Consider the following 15,128-nt stretch of genomic DNA (forward strand, 5'->3'; position numbering starts at 1 on the left):
GAATCTCAGGTGCCCAAGCGGAAACGACTGCTAAGTTAGGGCGCCTGAGTTTTTGCCATTCCTATGAGGCTCTCGCTATGACCGCACCGACTGCAATTCGCCGACTCAACGCTGCTGACCCGGATTTCGCGCATCATCTGGATCATCTGCTGAGCTGGGAAAGTGTGTCTGACGACTCGGTCAATCAGCGGGTGCTGGACATCATCAAGGCTGTGCGCGAGCGCGGTGACGCGGCGCTGGTCGAGTTCACCCAAAAATTCGACGGCCTCGAAGTCGCCTCGATGGCGGACTTGATCCTGCCGCGCGAGCGTCTGGAACTGGCCCTGACCCGCATCACCGTGCCGCAACGCGAAGCGCTGGAAAAAGCCGCCGCCCGCGTGCGCAGCTATCACGAAAAACAGAAGCAGGACTCCTGGAGCTACACCGAAGCCGACGGCACGGTGCTGGGTCAGAAGGTCACGCCACTGGATCGCGCCGGTCTGTACGTGCCGGGCGGCAAGGCGTCATACCCGTCGTCGGTGTTGATGAACGCGATTCCGGCCAAGGTCGCCGGCGTGACCGAAGTGGTCATGGTGGTGCCGACCCCGCGCGGCGAAGTCAACGAGCTGGTGCTGGCGGCGGCATGCATCGCCGGCGTCGACCGGGTGTTCACCATCGGTGGCGCGCAAGCCGTTGCCGCATTGGCCTATGGCACCGAAAGCGTGCCGCAGGTGGACAAGGTCGTCGGCCCGGGCAATATCTACGTCGCCACGGCCAAGCGTCACGTGTTCGGTCAGGTCGGCATCGACATGATCGCCGGCCCGTCGGAAATCCTCGTGGTGTGCGACGGCCAGACAGATCCGGACTGGATCGCCATGGACCTGTTCTCCCAGGCCGAGCACGACGAAGACGCCCAGGCGATTCTGGTCAGCCCGGACGCAGAGTTCCTCGACAAGGTCGCCGCGAGCATCGACAAGCTGCTGCCGACCATGGATCGCGCAACCATCATCGAAACCTCGATCAACGGCCGTGGTGCCCTGATCCACGTGCGTGACATGGCACAGGCCATTGAAGTTGCCAACCGCATCGCCCCGGAACACCTTGAGCTGTCGGTCGCCGACCCGCAGGCCTGGCTGCCGCAGATCCGCCACGCCGGCGCGATTTTCATGGGCCGCCACACTTCCGAAGCGCTGGGCGACTATTGCGCGGGTCCGAACCACGTGCTGCCGACCTCCGGCACTGCGCGTTTCTCTTCGCCGCTGGGCGTGTACGACTTCCAGAAACGCTCGTCGATCATCTTCTGCTCCGAGGCCGGCGCTTCCGAGCTTGGCAAGACTGCATCGATCCTGGCTCGTGGCGAATCGCTGAGCGCCCACGCGCGCAGCGCCGAATACCGCATCAAAGACGAAGTGAAGGGGAACTGAACATGAGTAAATTCTGGAGCCCGTTCGTCAAGGATCTGGTGCCTTACGTGCCGGGCGAGCAGCCGAAGCTGACCCGTCTGGTCAAGCTCAACACCAACGAAAACCCGTATGGCCCGTCACCAAAAGCCCTGGCGGCGATGCAGACCGAACTCAACGACAACCTGCGCCTGTACCCGGATCCGAACAGCGATCGGCTGAAAAACGCCGTCGCCAAGTACTACGGCGTACAAAGCAATCAAGTGTTCCTCGGCAACGGTTCGGACGAAGTGCTGGCGCACATCTTCCACGGTCTGCTGCAACACGATCAGCCGATCCTGTTCCCGGACATCAGCTACAGCTTCTATCCGGTTTACTGCGGCCTTTACGGCATCACGTTCGACGCGGTGCCGCTGGATGCGCAGTTCCAGATCAACCCGGCGGACTACGCCAAGCCGAACGGCGGGATCATCTTCCCCAATCCGAACGCACCAACCGGTTGCCTGCTGGCACTGGAAGCGGTCGAGCAGATTCTCAAGGCCAACCCGGATTCCGTGGTGGTGGTCGACGAGGCCTATATCGACTTCGGTGGCGAAACCGCGATCAGCCTGGTGGATCGTTACCCGAACCTGCTGGTGACCCAGACCCTGTCCAAGTCCCGTTCGCTGGCGGGCCTGCGGGTCGGTCTGGCGGTCGGGCATCCAGACCTGATCGAGGCGCTGGAGCGGATCAAGAACAGCTTCAACTCCTACCCGATCGATCGCATGGCGAATGTCGGTGCGGCGGCGGCGTTCGAAGATCGCGAGTACTTCGACAAGACCTGCGCATTAGTCATCGAAAGTCGCGAATGGGTGGTTGCGCAGTTGCAGGCCAAGGGCTTTGAAGTGCTGCCGTCGGCGGCAAACTTCATCTTCGCCCGGCATCCGCAGCACGATGCGGCAGGGCTGGCGGCCAAGCTGCGGGAGCAGGGTGTTATCGTGCGCCACTTCAAGCAGGAACGGATTGCCCAGTTCCTGCGGATCTCGATCGGCACGCCGGAGCAGAATCAGGCGTTGATTGAGGGGTTCGGGCAGTTGTAATCGCTAAAGGAACACAGTTCCCATGCAAGTGGGAACTGTGTAGCCAAATGTCAGGCGGAATTGATGTTAGTGACGGAGAACGTTCCAGAAACTTTGTCATGATTATCAGTGATGAAGTCAAAAGTCCCTTCAGCGATCTGAAGATGTTTTGAGAAGGTTATCTTTAGCGTACCTTCTTGCGCGTAATAATTTTTTCCGCTTGCGTCGGTAAACCTCCAGGTCAGATATGGCTCCTGAAAATCATCCTCGTACTTGGCGGAATTGGGCCCATCCTTGACGGTGCCTGGATACCCGAATGCGATCAGGGATGTGGTATCCGTGTATCCCGCTATATAGCCACCCTTTTCTTCTCCGAAATCATGAAGATGTACCTTTTTGAATTTAACCTCTGTGCCTCCGTTCACGCTGACAACCACTTCCCCAGTGGTCTTGGAGTTTTGCAGATTTTTAAGGGCTTCTTGAATATCCATTATTGCCTCACTCTTCCAGGAAGTTGTCGAGGCTCAAGCGTAAGACAATGTTCCAGAGAGTGAACCTGTCAGATCTGACAGGTGCAGAGAACTATTTTCTTGGTCCTTAATAGCAAGAAGTAATAAAGCAGATGTAAATAAATGAGGCTGTATGAGCGAGTGATCCCGCTCACACAGTAAGTCATCCTTAGTCTTCTTTTTCTTTCAGCGGCGCCGGTGGTGGGCGCAGACCGATTTCAGCCGTCAGCTTCAACTCCTTGCCATTGCGCATCACCTGAATCGTGACCTTGTCGGTCGGCTTGATCCGCGCCACCTGGTTCATCGACTTGCGGCCATCGCCGGCCGGTTCGCCGTCGATGCTGAGGATCACATCACCCAGTTGCAGGCCGGCCTTCTGCGCCGGACCATCGCGGAAAATACCCGCCACCACGATCCCCGGACGCCCGGACAGGCCGAACGACTCGGCCAGTTCCTGGGTCAGCGGTTGCACTTCAATGCCCAGCCAGCCGCGAATCACCTGACCGTGCTCGATGATCGACTTCATCACTTCCATCGCCAGTTTCACCGGGATCGCAAAACCGATGCCCTGGGAGCCGCCGGACTTGGAGAAAATCGCGGTGTTGATGCCGGTGAGGTTGCCGTTGGCGTCGACCAGCGCGCCGCCGGAGTTGCCCGGGTTGATGGCCGCGTCGGTCTGGATGAAGTCTTCGTAGTTGTTCAGGCCCAGCTGGTTGCGGCCGGTGGCGCTGATGATGCCCATGGTCACGGTCTGGCCGACGCCGAACGGGTTGCCGATGGCCAGTGCGACGTCGCCGATGCGGATGTTGTCGGAGCGGCCGACGGTGATCGACGGCAGGGTTTTCAGGTCGATCTTCAGGACCGCGAGGTCGGTTTCCGGATCGCTGCCGATCACTCGGGCCAGGGTTTCGCGACCGTCCTTGAGCGCCACGACGATCTGGTCGGCGCCGCTGGTGACGTGGTTGTTGGTCAGGATGTAGCCTTCCGGGCTCATGATCACGCCGGAGCCGAGGCTCGATTCCATGCGCTTCTGCTTCGGCGAATTGTCACCGAAGAAGCGGCGGAACTGCGGATCCTCGAACAGCGGATGGCTCGGCTTGTTGATGACTTTGGTGGTGTAGAGGTTCACCACCGAAGGCGCGGCGATGGTCACCGCGTCCGCATAGGACACCGGCCCCTGCTGCACGCTGGTGGTCTGCGGGGCCTGTTGCAGGTTGACGTCGAGGCTCGGAAGCCCGACCCACTGCGGGTAACGCTGAATAATCAACAGAGCGATAAGCACGCCGGCCAACAGCGGCCAGCCGAAAAAACGCAGCGCCTTGAGCATTAAGCACGTCCTGGAAAAGTTGCAGGCGGGGTCAGACCGCCCATAATGTCGCGCATTATACGAGGCCGCGCGCGCCTCTGAACGGGATATTTAGGAGTCTTTCATGGCCGTCGCCCTGAGCACCCTGGTCGAAGAAGCCGACCGTTACCTTGGCAGTGCGAAAATTGCCGATTATTGCCCCAATGGTCTGCAGGTCGAGGGCCGTCCGCAGGTGATGCGCATCGTCAGTGGTGTCACCGCCAGCCAGGCGTTGCTCGATGCCGCCGTCGAAGCCGAAGCCGATCTGGTGCTGGTGCATCACGGTTATTTCTGGAAGGGCGAGAACCCGTGCATCACCGGCATGAAGCAGCGCCGTTTGAAGACGCTGCTCAAGCACGATATCAGTCTGCTCGGTTATCACCTGCCGCTGGATCTGCATCCGGATGTCGGCAATAACGTGCAACTGGCCCGTCAACTGGACATCACCGTCGAAGGGCCGCTGGACCCGGACAACCTGAAGATCGTCGGTCTGGTCGGTTCGCTGAGCGAACCAATGACCCCGCGTGACTTCGCTCGCAAAGTGCAGGAAGTCATGGGCCGCGAACCGCTGCTGGTCGAAGGCAGTGCGATGATCCGTCGTGTTGGCTGGTGCACCGGCGGCGGTCAGGGCTACATCGACAACGCCATCGCTGCCGGCGTCGATCTGTTCCTCAGCGGCGAAGCCTCCGAGCAGACGTTCCACAGCGCCCGGGAAAATGACATCAGCTTCATCGCCGCCGGCCACCACGCCACCGAACGCTATGGCGTGCAGGCGCTGGGCGATTATCTGGCGAAACGTTTTGCGCTGGAGCACATCTTCATCGACTGCCCGAATCCGATCTGAGCGCCCGAACAGGCAGGCATATTCATATACCCTTTCGATCTAGTTGGCGTCCTGATTAGAAGGGGGCGCTGTGCTAGGATTCCCCGCTCGAACACGGCCCGCTGGCCGTTCATAAGAAAGCTTTCGTGAGTAGCCATGGTCGACAAACTGACGCATCTGAAACAGCTGGAGGCGGAAAGCATCCACATCATCCGCGAGGTGGCCGCCGAGTTCGACAACCCGGTGATGCTGTACTCCATCGGTAAAGACTCCGCCGTGATGCTGCATCTGGCACGCAAGGCGTTCTTCCCGGGCAAACTGCCGTTTCCGGTGATGCACGTCGACACCCGCTGGAAATTCCAGGAAATGTACAAGTTCCGCGACAAGATGGTCGAAGAGCTTGGCCTGGACCTCATCACTCACATCAACCCCGATGGCGTGGCGCAGAACATCAACCCGTTCACCCACGGCAGCGCCAAGCACACCGACATCATGAAGACCGAGGGCCTGAAGCAGGCACTCGACAAGCATGGTTTCGACGCCGCTTTCGGCGGTGCCCGTCGCGATGAAGAGAAGTCCCGCGCCAAGGAGCGCGTCTACTCGTTCCGTGACAGCAAACATCGCTGGGACCCGAAGAACCAGCGTCCCGAGCTGTGGAACGTCTACAACGGCAAGGTCAACAAGGGCGAATCCATTCGTGTATTCCCGCTGTCGAACTGGACCGAGCTGGACATCTGGCAGTACATCTACCTCGAAGGCATCCCGATCGTACCGCTGTACTTCGCCGCCGAACGCGAAGTGATCGAGAAGAACGGCACGCTGATCATGATCGACGACGAGCGCATCCTCGAGCACCTGTCCGACGAGGACAAGGCGCGCATCGTCAAAAAGAAAGTGCGTTTCCGTACCCTTGGCTGCTACCCGTTGACGGGCGCGGTGGAGTCCGAGGCCGAAAGCCTGACGGACATCATTCAGGAAATGCTCCTGACGCGAACTTCCGAGCGCCAGGGCCGGGTCATCGACCACGATGGCGCAGGCTCGATGGAAGACAAAAAACGTCAAGGCTATTTCTAAGGGGCTGTCATGTCGCATGTTTCTGATTTGATCAGCGAGGACATCCTCGCCTACCTGGGCCAGCACGAACGTAAAGAGCTGCTGCGCTTTTTGACCTGCGGTAACGTCGATGACGGCAAGAGCACCCTGATCGGGCGCCTGCTGCACGACTCGAAGATGATCTACGAGGATCACCTCGAAGCCATCACCCGCGATTCGAAGAAAGTCGGCACCACCGGTGACGACATCGACCTGGCATTGCTGGTTGACGGCCTGCAGGCCGAGCGCGAGCAGGGCATCACCATCGATGTCGCCTACCGCTATTTCTCCACCGCCAAGCGCAAATTCATCATCGCCGACACCCCCGGCCATGAACAGTACACCCGCAACATGGCCACCGGTGCGTCCACCTGTGACCTGGCGATCATCCTGGTCGACGCCCGTTACGGCGTGCAGACCCAGACCCGCCGCCACAGCTTCATCGCCTCGTTGCTGGGCATCAAGCACATCGTTGTCGCCATCAACAAGATGGACCTCAAGGGCTTCGATCAGGGCGTGTTCGAGTCGATCAAGGCCGACTACCTGAAGTTCGCCGAAGGCTTGAAGATGAAGCCGACCAGCATGCACTTCGTGCCGATGTCCGCTCTGAAGGGCGACAACGTGGTGAACAAGTCCGAGCGCTCGCCGTGGTACACCGGCCAGTCGCTGATGGAAATCCTCGAGACCGTGGAAGTGGCGGGCGACCGCAACTTCACCGATCTGCGTTTCCCGGTGCAGTACGTCAACCGTCCGAACCTAAACTTCCGCGGTTTCGCCGGCACCCTGGCCAGCGGCATCGTCAAGAAGGGCGACGAAGTCGTGGTCCTGCCGTCGGGCAAGAGCAGCCGTGTGAAATCCATCGTCACCTTCGAAGGTGAGCTGGAGCATGCAGGTCCTGGCCAGGCGGTAACGCTGACCATGGAAGACGAGATCGACATCTCCCGTGGCGACCTGCTGGTTCACGCCGACAACGTTCCGCCAGTGACCGACAGCTTCGAAGCGATGCTGGTATGGATGGCCGAAGAGCCGATGCTGCCGGGCAAGAAATACGACATCAAGCGCGCCACCAGTTACGTGCCGGGCTCCATCGCCAGCATCGTCAACAAGGTCGACGTCAACACTCTCGAAGAAGGCCCGGCGAGCGCGTTGCAGCTCAACGAAATCGGCAAGGTGAAGATCGCGCTCGACGCGCCGATCGCCCTCGACGGTTACGACAGCAACCGCACCACCGGCGCGTTCATCGTCATCGACCGTTTGACCAACGGCACCGTCGGCGCCGGCATGATCGTCGCTCAGCCGGTGACCCACGGTACGGCTACGCATCACGGCAAACTGGCCCATGTAGCGACCGAAGAACGCGCTCAGCGTTTCGGTCAGCAACCGGCTACCGTGCTGTTCAGCGGCCTGTCCGGCGCAGGCAAGAGCACCTTGGCATACGCGGTCGAGCGCAAGCTGTTTGATCTGGGTCGTGCGGTGTTTGTGCTGGATGGCCAGAACCTGCGTCACGATCTCAACAAGGGTCTGCCGCAGGATCGCGCCGGTCGCACCGAGAACTGGCGTCGTGCCGCGCATGTGGCGCGTCAGTTCAACGAAGCGGGTCTGCTGACGCTTGCGGCGTTTGTGGCGCCGAGTGCCGAAGGTCGTGAACAGGCGAAGGATCTGATCGGCAAGGAGCGTCTGCTGACGGTTTATGTTCAGGCTTCGCCGACTGTGTGCGCCGAACGTGATCCGCAAGGTCTGTATGCTGCCGGTGGCGACAACATTCCGGGCGAATCCTTCCCGTATGACGTGCCGCTGGATGCTGATCTGGTGATCGACACCCAGTCGCTGTCGCTGGATGAAAGCGTCAAGCTGGTGCTGGATCTGTTGCGCAAGCGTGGCGCGATTTAAGCGTTCGCTGCAAAAAGAAAACCCGCAGACAAGTGATTGTCTGCGGGTTTTTTTATAGATCGTTCCCACGCAGAGCGTGGGAACGATCAGTGCCTCGAGGTGCGAACGATCGATTAGCGGCGATCCGGATACTCGCGGTGCATCTGCGCAAGCAGTGCATCCTTGTCTTGCCACAGCTGGTTGATCCAGCCCTGGAATTGCAGGCGGTATTCGCCGTCCTGGTCGTAGTTCCTGCCGATGAACTGCGGTGGGATTTTCAGTTCTTCGAAGTGCACCACTACGTCTCGGACGTTGCCGCACAGCAGATCCCAGAAGCCAGGGCGTCCGCCCGGGTAGTGGATGGTGACGTTGACGATCGATTCCAGTTGTTCGCCCATCGCATCCAGCACGAACGCGATGCCGCCGGCCTTGGGTTTGAGCAGGTATTTGAACGGTGATTGCTGCTGCGCATGCTTGCCTTCGGTAAAGCGTGTGCCCTCGACGAAGTTGAAGATGCCTACCGGGTTGTCGCGGAATTTCGCGCAGGTCTTGCGGGTGGTTTCGAGGTCTTTGCCTTTCTGTTCCGGGTGTTTTTCCAGATAGGCTTTTGAATAGCGCTTCATGAACGGGAAGCCCAGTGTCCACCACGCCAGACCGATGACCGGGACCCAGATCAGTTCCTGCTTGAGGAAGAACTTCAGCGGCTGGATGCGCCGGTTGAGCACGTATTGCAGCACCAGGATGTCGACCCAGCTCTGATGGTTGCTGGTGATCAGGTACGAGTGCTGGTAGTCCAGGCCCTGCAGACCGCTGAGGTGCCAGCGGGTGCGGCGCACCAGGTTCATCCAGCCCTTGTTGTTGCTGATCCAGGCCTCGTGGGTGTGGCTCATCAGCCAACGCGAAGCGCGGCGTGCGAGGCCGAACGGCAGCACTTTGATCAGCGCCACAAGAAACAGGAACGAGCACAGCAGGATCGTGTTCAGCGCCAGCAGCAGCGCGGCGATCACGCCGCGCAGGGGGGCAGGGAGAAAAGCCAGCATCGGGTCAGATATCCAGAGGTCGGTTGGCAGCCTGAATCGCGGTCAGGGCGATGGTGTAGACGATGTCGTCGACCTGCGCGCCGCGCGGCAGATCGTTCACCGGTTTGCGCAGGCCTTGCAGCATCGGGCCGAGGCTCACGCAATCGGCACTGCGTTGAACGGCCTTGTGGGTGGTGTTGCCGGTGTTCAGGTCGGGGAATACGAACACCGTGGCGCGACCTGCCACCTGGCTGTTCGGCGCCAGTTGCCGGGCCACGGTTTCGTTGGCGGCGGCGTCGTACTGCAACGGCCCGTCGATCAGCAGCGAGTGCTGTTGTTCATGGGCGAGCAGGGTGGCTTCGCGGACTTTCTCGACTTCCTCGCCAGTGGCCGATTCGCCGCTGGAGTAGCTGATCATCGCCACTCGTGGCGTGATACCGAATGCGGCGGCCGAGTCGGCGCTTTGCAGGGCGATCTCCGCCAGTTCGCTGGCGCTCGGATGCGGGTTCATCACGCAGTCGCCGTAGACCAGCACCTCTTCCGGGAACAGCATGAAGAACACCGACGACACCAGTGTGCAGCCCGGAGCGGTCTTGATCAGTTGAAGCGCCGGGCGGATGGTGTTGGCCGTGGTGTTGATGATGCCGGAGACCAGGCCGTCGACTTCATCCAGTGCCAGCATCATGGTGCCGATCACCACGGTGTCTTCCAGTTGCTGCTCGGCCATCGGCGCGTTGAGGCTTTTGCTCTTGCGCAGCGCGACCATCGGCTCGACGTAGCGCTCACGGATCAGGTCCGGATCGAGGATTTCCAGCCCCGGCGGCAGCGTGATGCCCTGAGCACGTGCGACAGCTTCGACGTCCGCCGGTTTGGCCAGCAGCACGCAACGGGCAATCCCGCGTTCCTGACAGATTGCCGCTGCCTGTACGGTGAACGGCTCGCTGCCTTCGGGCAGGACGATACGTTTGTTGGCGGCCTGCGCGCGTTGAATCAACTGATAGCGGAACACCGCCGGCGACAGGCGCATTTCCCGTGGCGTGCCACAGCGCTGGTGCAGCCAGTTGGCATCGAGGTGACTGGCGACGAAATCGGTGATGATCTCCGCGCGTTCGCGGTCATCGACGGGGATTTCCTTGTTCAGGCCGTTGAGCAGGTTGGCCGTGTCGTAGGAGCCGGTGCTCACCGACAGCACTGGCAAGCCAGCCTGCAATGCGCCACGGCACAAGTCCATGATGCGTGGGTCGGGCAGGGTGTCGCTGGTCAGCAACAGGCCGGCCAGCGGTACGCCGTTAATGGCCGCGAGGCTGACGGCGAGGATGATGTCGTCGCGATCGCCGGGGGTCACCACCAGCACGCCGGGCTTGAGCAGATCCACGGTGTTGCGCATGGTGCGCGCGCAAATGATGGTCTTGGTCATGCGCCGGGTTTCATAGTCGCCGGCGTTGAGCACCTGGGCGCCCATCAGGTCGGCGACGTCGCGGGTGCGCGGAGCGTTGAGTTCGGGCTGGAACGGAATGCAGCCGAGCAGACGGAAATCACCTGTGCGCAGCAATGGCGAGTGCTCTTTCAGACGCGCGGCGAAGGCGTCCATGCTTTCGTCGGTCTTGACCTTGTTGAGGATCACGCCGAGGACTTTCGGGTCTTTCGGCCCGCCGAACAACTGCGCCTGCAACTCGACGCGGCCTGACAGCTCGGTCAGCACTTCGTTTTCCGGGGCCGAGACCAGAATCACCTCAGCATCCAGGCTCTTGGCCAGGTGCAGGTTGACCCGCGCGGCGTAGCTGGCGCTGCGGGTTGGCACCATGCCTTCGACGACCAGCACGTCTTTGCCGATGGCGGCCTGCTGGTAGAGGGTGATGATTTCTTCGAGCAACTCGTCGAGCTGACCGTCACCGAGCATCCGCTCGACGTGGGCCAGGCCCAGTGGCTGCGGCGGTTTCAGGCCGTGGGTGCGCGCTACCAGTTCAGTCGAACGCTCAGGGCCGGTGTCGCCCGGATGCGGCTGGGCAATCGGTTTGAAGAAGCCGACTTTCAGCCCGGCACGCTCCAGCGTACGCACCAGCCCGAGGCTGATGGAGGTCAGACCCACACCAAAGTCGGTGGGCGCGATAAAAAAAGTTTGCATGCGGATTCTCTAAGGGTGCATGGCAATGGCGATCGTCTCTGTGTGCCGATCTGCCGCAATTCAGTCGCCAAGGTTATCGCTAACCGAGCCTTGTGCGCACCAACCGCAAGCAAAGGGTTGGCCTATTTTTTCAATACGTTGCGCGGCGTCCAGGACCCAAGCCCGGGACTGCCAGGGCGGGAGGTGGCGCAGGTGCTGGGTGTGGCCGCAGGACAGCTCGGCGACCCAGTGGCCGTCCTCGTCCTGATGGAATCCGCGGACGGTCACGGGCGCCAATCGATCCCGTCTGTCCGGGTTCTGTTCGCTTTCGGGCAAATCCTTGTTTAGACTTGTCCGTTCTTCATTCTTATGCAAAAGGTCTCGCCCCATGCTGATCGCCGCCAATAAGGCTGTCTCCATCGACTATACCCTGACCAACGACGCTGGTGAGGTCATCGACAGCTCCGCCGGCGGCGCTCCGCTGGTCTACCTGCATGGCGCAGGCAACATCATCCCGGGCCTGGAAAAAGCCCTGGAAGGTAAAGAAGTCGGCAACGATCTGGAAGTGTCCGTCGAGCCGGAAGATGCCTACGGCGAATACGCCGCCGAACTGGTCAGCACCCTGAGCCGCAGCATGTTCGAAGGCGTTGACGAGCTGGAAGTCGGCATGCAGTTCCACGCTTCGGCGCCGGACGGCCAGATGCAGATCGTCACCATTCGTGACCTGGACGGCGACGACGTCACTGTCGACGGCAACCACCCGCTGGCCGGTCAGCGCCTGAACTTCAAGGTGAAGGTCGTTGCCATCCGTGATGCCAGCCAGGAAGAAATCGCTCATGGTCACGTCCATGGCGAAGGTGGCCATCACCACTGATTTTCTGCGCTAAGCTTTCGAGTACTGGAGAGGCGCCCGAGGGCGCCTTTTTAGTCCGCGGCTGTCCTTGGTGGTCTCGCCAAGTGGCTGTTTCGAGTAGAAAACGGGAATCTGGAGTTCGTCATGAGTGCTTTTCACGACCTTAAGTTGACAGCCCTGGATGGCCAGGAGCTACCGCTGGCACCCTTCAAGGGCCAAGTCGTGCTGGTGGTCAACGTCGCCTCCAAATGCGGCTTGACCCCACAGTACGCGGCGCTGGAAAACCTTTATCAGCAATACAAAGGCAAAGGCTTCAGTGTGCTGGGCCTGCCGTGCAACCAGTTTGCCGGCCAGGAACCGGGCAGTGAGCAGGAGATCCAGGAATTCTGCAGCCTCAACTATGGCGTGAGTTTTCCATTGTCGAAAAAGCTCGAAGTCAACGGTCACGACCGCCATCAGCTATACCGTCTGCTGGCGGGCGAGGGCGCGGAGTTTCCCGGTGACATCACCTGGAATTTCGAGAAATTCCTGCTCGGCAAGGACGGTCGGGTACTGGCCCGGTTCTCGCCGCGCACGGCGCCGGATGATCCTTCGGTGATCACGGCGATTGAAAAAGCCCTGAGCTGAAACACAAAAATCGCAGCCATCGAGCTGCGATTTTTTTCGCCTGCCTTTTGACCCTTAATCATTCAGATCAATAGTGCTATCGGCTGGTTGAAACTGCGCATATTATCGCCGTCATATGATTTGCATGACCGTCGATCAATTTTTCGTGGAGCCTCCCATGCCCGTGCAAGCCCTGTTCAAACCGTTCCAGCTCGGTGCCCTCGAACTGCCGACCCGCGTGGTCATGGCGCCCATGACCCGCTCGTTTTCTCCAGGCGGTGTGCCCAATTCCAAAGTGATCGAGTACTACCGTCGTCGTGCGGCGGCCGGTGTCGGCCTGATCATCACCGAAGGCACCACCGTCGGCCATCAGGCTTCCAACGGTTACCCGAACGTGCCGCACTTCTACGGTGAAGCCGCGCTGGCCGGTTGGAAAAAAGTCGTGGACGCGGTTCACGCCGAAGGCGGCAAGATCGTTCCGCAACTGTGGCACGTCGGCAATGTGCGCCGTCTGGGTACCGAACCGGACGCGAGCGTGCCGGGTTACGGCCCGTCGGAAAAACTCAAGGACGGTCAGGTCGTAGTGCACGGCATGACCAAGCAGGACATTCAGGACGTGATCGCAGCCTTCGCCCAAGCGGCGAAAGATGCCCAGAGCATTGGCATGGACGGCGTGGAAATCCACGGCGCCCACGGTTACCTGATCGACCAGTTCTTCTGGGAAGGCAGCAACCAGCGCACTGACGAATACGGTGGCAGCCTGGCCAACCGTTCGCGTTTCGCCATCGAGCTGATCCAGGCCGTACGCGCGGCGGTGGGCGAAGGCTTCCCGATCATCTTCCGTTTCTCGCAGTGGAAACAGCAGGACTACACCGCGCGTCTGGTGCAAACAGCCGAAGCGCTGGGCGAGTTCCTCAAGCCGTTGTCCGACGCTGGCGTGGACATTTTCCACTGCTCGACGCGCCGTTTCTGGGAGCCGGAATTCGACGGTTCCGACCTGAACCTGGCCGGCTGGACACGCAAGCTGACCGGCAAACCAACCATCACCGTCGGCAGCGTCGGCCTCGACGGCGAGTTCCTCCAGTTCATGGTCAACACCGACAAGGTCGCGCAACCGGCCAGTCTGGAAAAACTGCTGGAGCGTCTGAACAACGACGAGTTCGATCTGGTGGCGGTGGGGCGTGCGCTGCTGGTGGATCCGGACTGGGCGCAGAAAGTGCGCGAAGGCCGCGAGCAGGACATTCTGCCGTTCAGCCGTGAGGCGTTGATGACGCTGGTTTGATCGTTGTGGGAGGCTTGTCGCGCAGGTCGCGGCAAGCCCCCAGCAAATGGTTTTCAAACTGTTCGACGATAGCCGCCCAACCCTGGCGGCTGGCGTGTTGGCGTGCATTCAGGCGCACGCAGCGCAACCTTTCGTCTTCTTCCAGCAGCCACGCTGCTGCCTCGCAGAACGCCTCTTCATCCCCGGGCATCGCCAGCACGCCGTTGTAGCCATGGCGAATATGCTGGGCCGCCGCGGCCTGGTCGTAAGCCACCACCCCCAGGCCTGAGGCCAGCGCTTCCAGCACGACGTTGCCGAAGGTTTCGGTCAGGCTCGGAAACAGAAAAACATCCCCCGACGCATAGTGCGCCGCCAGTGCTTCGCCCCGTTGCGAGCCGCAGAAAATCGCCTCGGGCAGTTCCTTTTCCAATGCCATTCGTTGCGGCCCGTCGCCGATCACGATCAGCTTCAGATTACGTTGTGGGTAAGTGCCCGCGAGCTTTTCGAAACTGCGCTTGAGCAGGCCGAGGTTTTTCTCCGGCGCCAAGCGTCCTACGTGAATGACCGCAATGTCCTGCTCGCCAAGACCCCATTGCTCACGCAAGGCATTCAGGCGCTTGGCTGGGTGAAACAACTGACTGTCGACACCCCGGGACAGTAGCGCGAGGCGTTCGAAGTGGCGACGCTCCAGCTCCAGGCGCTGGCTGACGCTCGGCACCAGGGTCAGGGCCGAACGATTGTGAAACCAGCGCAGATAGTGGGTGAGCACGCGGGTCAGCAAACCCAGCCCGTACTGGTGGGTGTATTGCTGGAAATTGGTGTGAAAGCCGCTGACCACGGCAATACCGAGTCGGCGTGCCGCGCGCAGTGCCGACAGCCCGAGCGGGCCTTCGGTTGCGATATAGAGTACGTCCGGGCGCTGGCGCGTCCAGCGTCGCAGCAGTTTGTGCATCGACGACTGCCCCCATTGCAGCCCCGGATAACCCGGCAACGGCCAGCCTCGGCACAGCAGCAGCGAGTCATCTTCACTTCGCTGCGGATCGTCAGCCTGACGCGGTCGCACCAGTTCCACCCGATGCCCGCGTGCGCGCAAACCGTCGCACAAGCGGCCAAGGGTATTGGCCACGCCGTTGATTTCCGGTGGGAAAGTTTCGCTGATGAGGGTGATATGTAGAGCTGTCGTCATGGCCTCAGTGTCGGCTGAGGCCAT

The 15,128-nt window shown here is 60.7% G+C and carries 14 protein-coding genes; 8 read left to right on the forward strand and 6 right to left on the reverse strand.

Annotation, left to right across the window (positions count from 1 at the left end):
• Positions 1 to 77: 77 nt before the first annotated feature.
• Together hisD and hisC are read left to right on the forward strand one after the other, a co-directional pair.
• Positions 78 to 1,403, forward strand: a complete 1,326-nt coding sequence (gene hisD / locus CAF76_RS15020) for a histidinol dehydrogenase (RefSeq protein ID WP_007953552.1) — start codon at positions 78 to 80, stop codon at positions 1,401 to 1,403.
• A gap of 2 nt (positions 1,404 to 1,405) precedes the next feature.
• Positions 1,406 to 2,458 carry a histidinol-phosphate transaminase gene (hisC, locus tag CAF76_RS15025; protein ID WP_085647694.1) on the forward strand — a complete coding sequence of 351 codons (1,053 nt, stop codon included), beginning with the start codon at positions 1,406 to 1,408 and terminating at the stop codon, positions 2,456 to 2,458.
• Between the two features lie 50 nt (positions 2,459 to 2,508).
• Here hisC and CAF76_RS15030 read toward each other — a convergent pair whose 3' ends face one another.
• Positions 2,509 to 2,928, reverse strand: coding sequence for a hypothetical protein (locus CAF76_RS15030; protein WP_085647695.1), 420 nt, complete (start codon positions 2,926 to 2,928; stop codon positions 2,509 to 2,511).
• A gap of 187 nt (positions 2,929 to 3,115) precedes the next feature.
• On the reverse strand, positions 3,116 to 4,273 hold the full coding sequence (algW, locus tag CAF76_RS15035; RefSeq protein ID WP_085647696.1) for a Do family serine endopeptidase AlgW: 1,158 nt from the start codon (positions 4,271 to 4,273) through the stop codon (positions 3,116 to 3,118).
• 103 nt (positions 4,274 to 4,376) lie between these two features.
• On the opposite strand from algW, the gene CAF76_RS15040 reads away from it, so the two are divergent.
• The 3 genes from CAF76_RS15040 (at position 4,377) to cysN (ending at position 8,096) form a co-directional block, all read left to right on the forward strand.
• The gene (locus tag CAF76_RS15040) at positions 4,377 to 5,135 is read left to right on the forward strand and encodes a Nif3-like dinuclear metal center hexameric protein (RefSeq protein ID WP_011332485.1); all 759 of its coding nucleotides are present in this window, start codon (positions 4,377 to 4,379) and stop codon (positions 5,133 to 5,135) included.
• Between the two features lie 135 nt (positions 5,136 to 5,270).
• Positions 5,271 to 6,188 carry a sulfate adenylyltransferase subunit CysD gene (gene cysD / locus CAF76_RS15045; protein WP_007912374.1) on the forward strand — a complete coding sequence of 306 codons (918 nt, stop codon included), beginning with the start codon at positions 5,271 to 5,273 and terminating at the stop codon, positions 6,186 to 6,188.
• Between the two features lie 9 nt (positions 6,189 to 6,197).
• The gene (gene cysN, locus CAF76_RS15050; RefSeq protein ID WP_064593408.1) at positions 6,198 to 8,096 is read left to right on the forward strand and encodes a sulfate adenylyltransferase subunit CysN; all 1,899 of its coding nucleotides are present in this window, start codon (positions 6,198 to 6,200) and stop codon (positions 8,094 to 8,096) included.
• 113 nt (positions 8,097 to 8,209) lie between these two features.
• On the opposite strand, the gene CAF76_RS15055 is transcribed toward cysN, so the two are convergent.
• Genes CAF76_RS15055 through CAF76_RS15065 form a run of 3 tightly spaced genes read right to left on the reverse strand, consistent with a single transcriptional unit; the run spans position 8,210 to position 11,588 of the window.
• Entirely contained in the window at positions 8,210 to 9,115 is a 906-nt protein-coding gene (locus CAF76_RS15055) for an acyltransferase (RefSeq protein WP_085647697.1), read from the reverse strand.
• Positions 9,116 to 9,119: 4 nt separating this feature from the next.
• Positions 9,120 to 11,219 carry a phosphate acetyltransferase gene (pta, locus tag CAF76_RS15060; protein WP_011332488.1) on the reverse strand — a complete coding sequence of 700 codons (2,100 nt, stop codon included), beginning with the start codon at positions 11,217 to 11,219 and terminating at the stop codon, positions 9,120 to 9,122.
• A 60-nt stretch (positions 11,220 to 11,279) separates the two neighbouring features.
• Positions 11,280 to 11,588 (reverse strand): DUF3565 domain-containing protein, encoded by a 309-nt coding sequence (locus CAF76_RS15065; RefSeq protein ID WP_085647698.1) that lies wholly within the window; start codon positions 11,586 to 11,588, stop codon positions 11,280 to 11,282.
• Here CAF76_RS15065 and CAF76_RS15070 point away from each other — a divergent pair.
• The 3 genes from CAF76_RS15070 to CAF76_RS15080 all read left to right on the forward strand — a co-directional run bounded on the left by CAF76_RS15070 (position 11,587) and on the right by CAF76_RS15080 (position 13,939).
• Entirely contained in the window at positions 11,587 to 12,072 is a 486-nt protein-coding gene (locus CAF76_RS15070; RefSeq protein ID WP_011332490.1) for a peptidylprolyl isomerase, read from the forward strand. The two genes, CAF76_RS15065 and CAF76_RS15070, sit on opposite strands and share 2 nt — an antisense overlap.
• 123 nt (positions 12,073 to 12,195) lie before the next feature.
• Entirely contained in the window at positions 12,196 to 12,678 is a 483-nt protein-coding gene (locus tag CAF76_RS15075; RefSeq protein WP_007959082.1) for a glutathione peroxidase, read from the forward strand.
• A 157-nt stretch (positions 12,679 to 12,835) separates the two neighbouring features.
• Positions 12,836 to 13,939, forward strand: a complete 1,104-nt coding sequence (locus CAF76_RS15080) for an NADH:flavin oxidoreductase (RefSeq protein ID WP_064600676.1) — start codon at positions 12,836 to 12,838, stop codon at positions 13,937 to 13,939.
• On the opposite strand, the gene CAF76_RS15085 is transcribed toward CAF76_RS15080, so the two are convergent.
• A complete protein-coding gene (locus CAF76_RS15085; RefSeq protein WP_085611347.1) occupies positions 13,908 to 15,128 on the reverse strand; it encodes a glycosyltransferase family 1 protein in 1,221 nt (406 codons plus the stop codon). The genes CAF76_RS15080 and CAF76_RS15085 overlap by 32 nt on opposite strands.

Source organism: Pseudomonas sp. B40(2017) (genome assembly GCF_002112855.1).
GTDB classification, from domain to species: Bacteria; Pseudomonadota; Gammaproteobacteria; order Pseudomonadales; family Pseudomonadaceae; genus Aquipseudomonas; species Aquipseudomonas pharyngis.

Excerpts from the sequence above, each read along its gene's own strand:
- hisD (WP_007953552.1), top strand. The coding sequence starts at position 78 with ATGACCGCACCGACTGCAATTCGCCGACTCAACGCTGCTGACCCGGAT.
- hisC (WP_085647694.1), top strand. The coding sequence starts at position 1,406 with ATGAGTAAATTCTGGAGCCCGTTCGTCAAGGATCTGGTGCCTTACGTG.
- CAF76_RS15030 (WP_085647695.1), bottom strand. The coding sequence starts at position 2,928 with ATGGATATTCAAGAAGCCCTTAAAAATCTGCAAAACTCCAAGACCACT.
- algW (WP_085647696.1), bottom strand. The coding sequence starts at position 4,273 with ATGCTCAAGGCGCTGCGTTTTTTCGGCTGGCCGCTGTTGGCCGGCGTG.
- CAF76_RS15040 (WP_011332485.1), top strand. The coding sequence starts at position 4,377 with ATGGCCGTCGCCCTGAGCACCCTGGTCGAAGAAGCCGACCGTTACCTT.
- cysD (WP_007912374.1), top strand. The coding sequence starts at position 5,271 with ATGGTCGACAAACTGACGCATCTGAAACAGCTGGAGGCGGAAAGCATC.
- cysN (WP_064593408.1), top strand. The coding sequence starts at position 6,198 with ATGTCGCATGTTTCTGATTTGATCAGCGAGGACATCCTCGCCTACCTG.
- CAF76_RS15055 (WP_085647697.1), bottom strand. The coding sequence starts at position 9,115 with ATGCTGGCTTTTCTCCCTGCCCCCCTGCGCGGCGTGATCGCCGCGCTG.
- pta (WP_011332488.1), bottom strand. The coding sequence starts at position 11,219 with ATGCAAACTTTTTTTATCGCGCCCACCGACTTTGGTGTGGGTCTGACC.
- CAF76_RS15070 (WP_011332490.1), top strand. The coding sequence starts at position 11,587 with ATGCTGATCGCCGCCAATAAGGCTGTCTCCATCGACTATACCCTGACC.
- CAF76_RS15065 (WP_085647698.1), bottom strand. The coding sequence starts at position 11,588 with ATGGGGCGAGACCTTTTGCATAAGAATGAAGAACGGACAAGTCTAAAC.
- CAF76_RS15075 (WP_007959082.1), top strand. The coding sequence starts at position 12,196 with ATGAGTGCTTTTCACGACCTTAAGTTGACAGCCCTGGATGGCCAGGAG.
- CAF76_RS15080 (WP_064600676.1), top strand. The coding sequence starts at position 12,836 with ATGCCCGTGCAAGCCCTGTTCAAACCGTTCCAGCTCGGTGCCCTCGAA.
- CAF76_RS15085 (WP_085611347.1), bottom strand. The coding sequence starts at position 15,128 with ATGGCCTCAGCCGACACTGAGGCCATGACGACAGCTCTACATATCACC.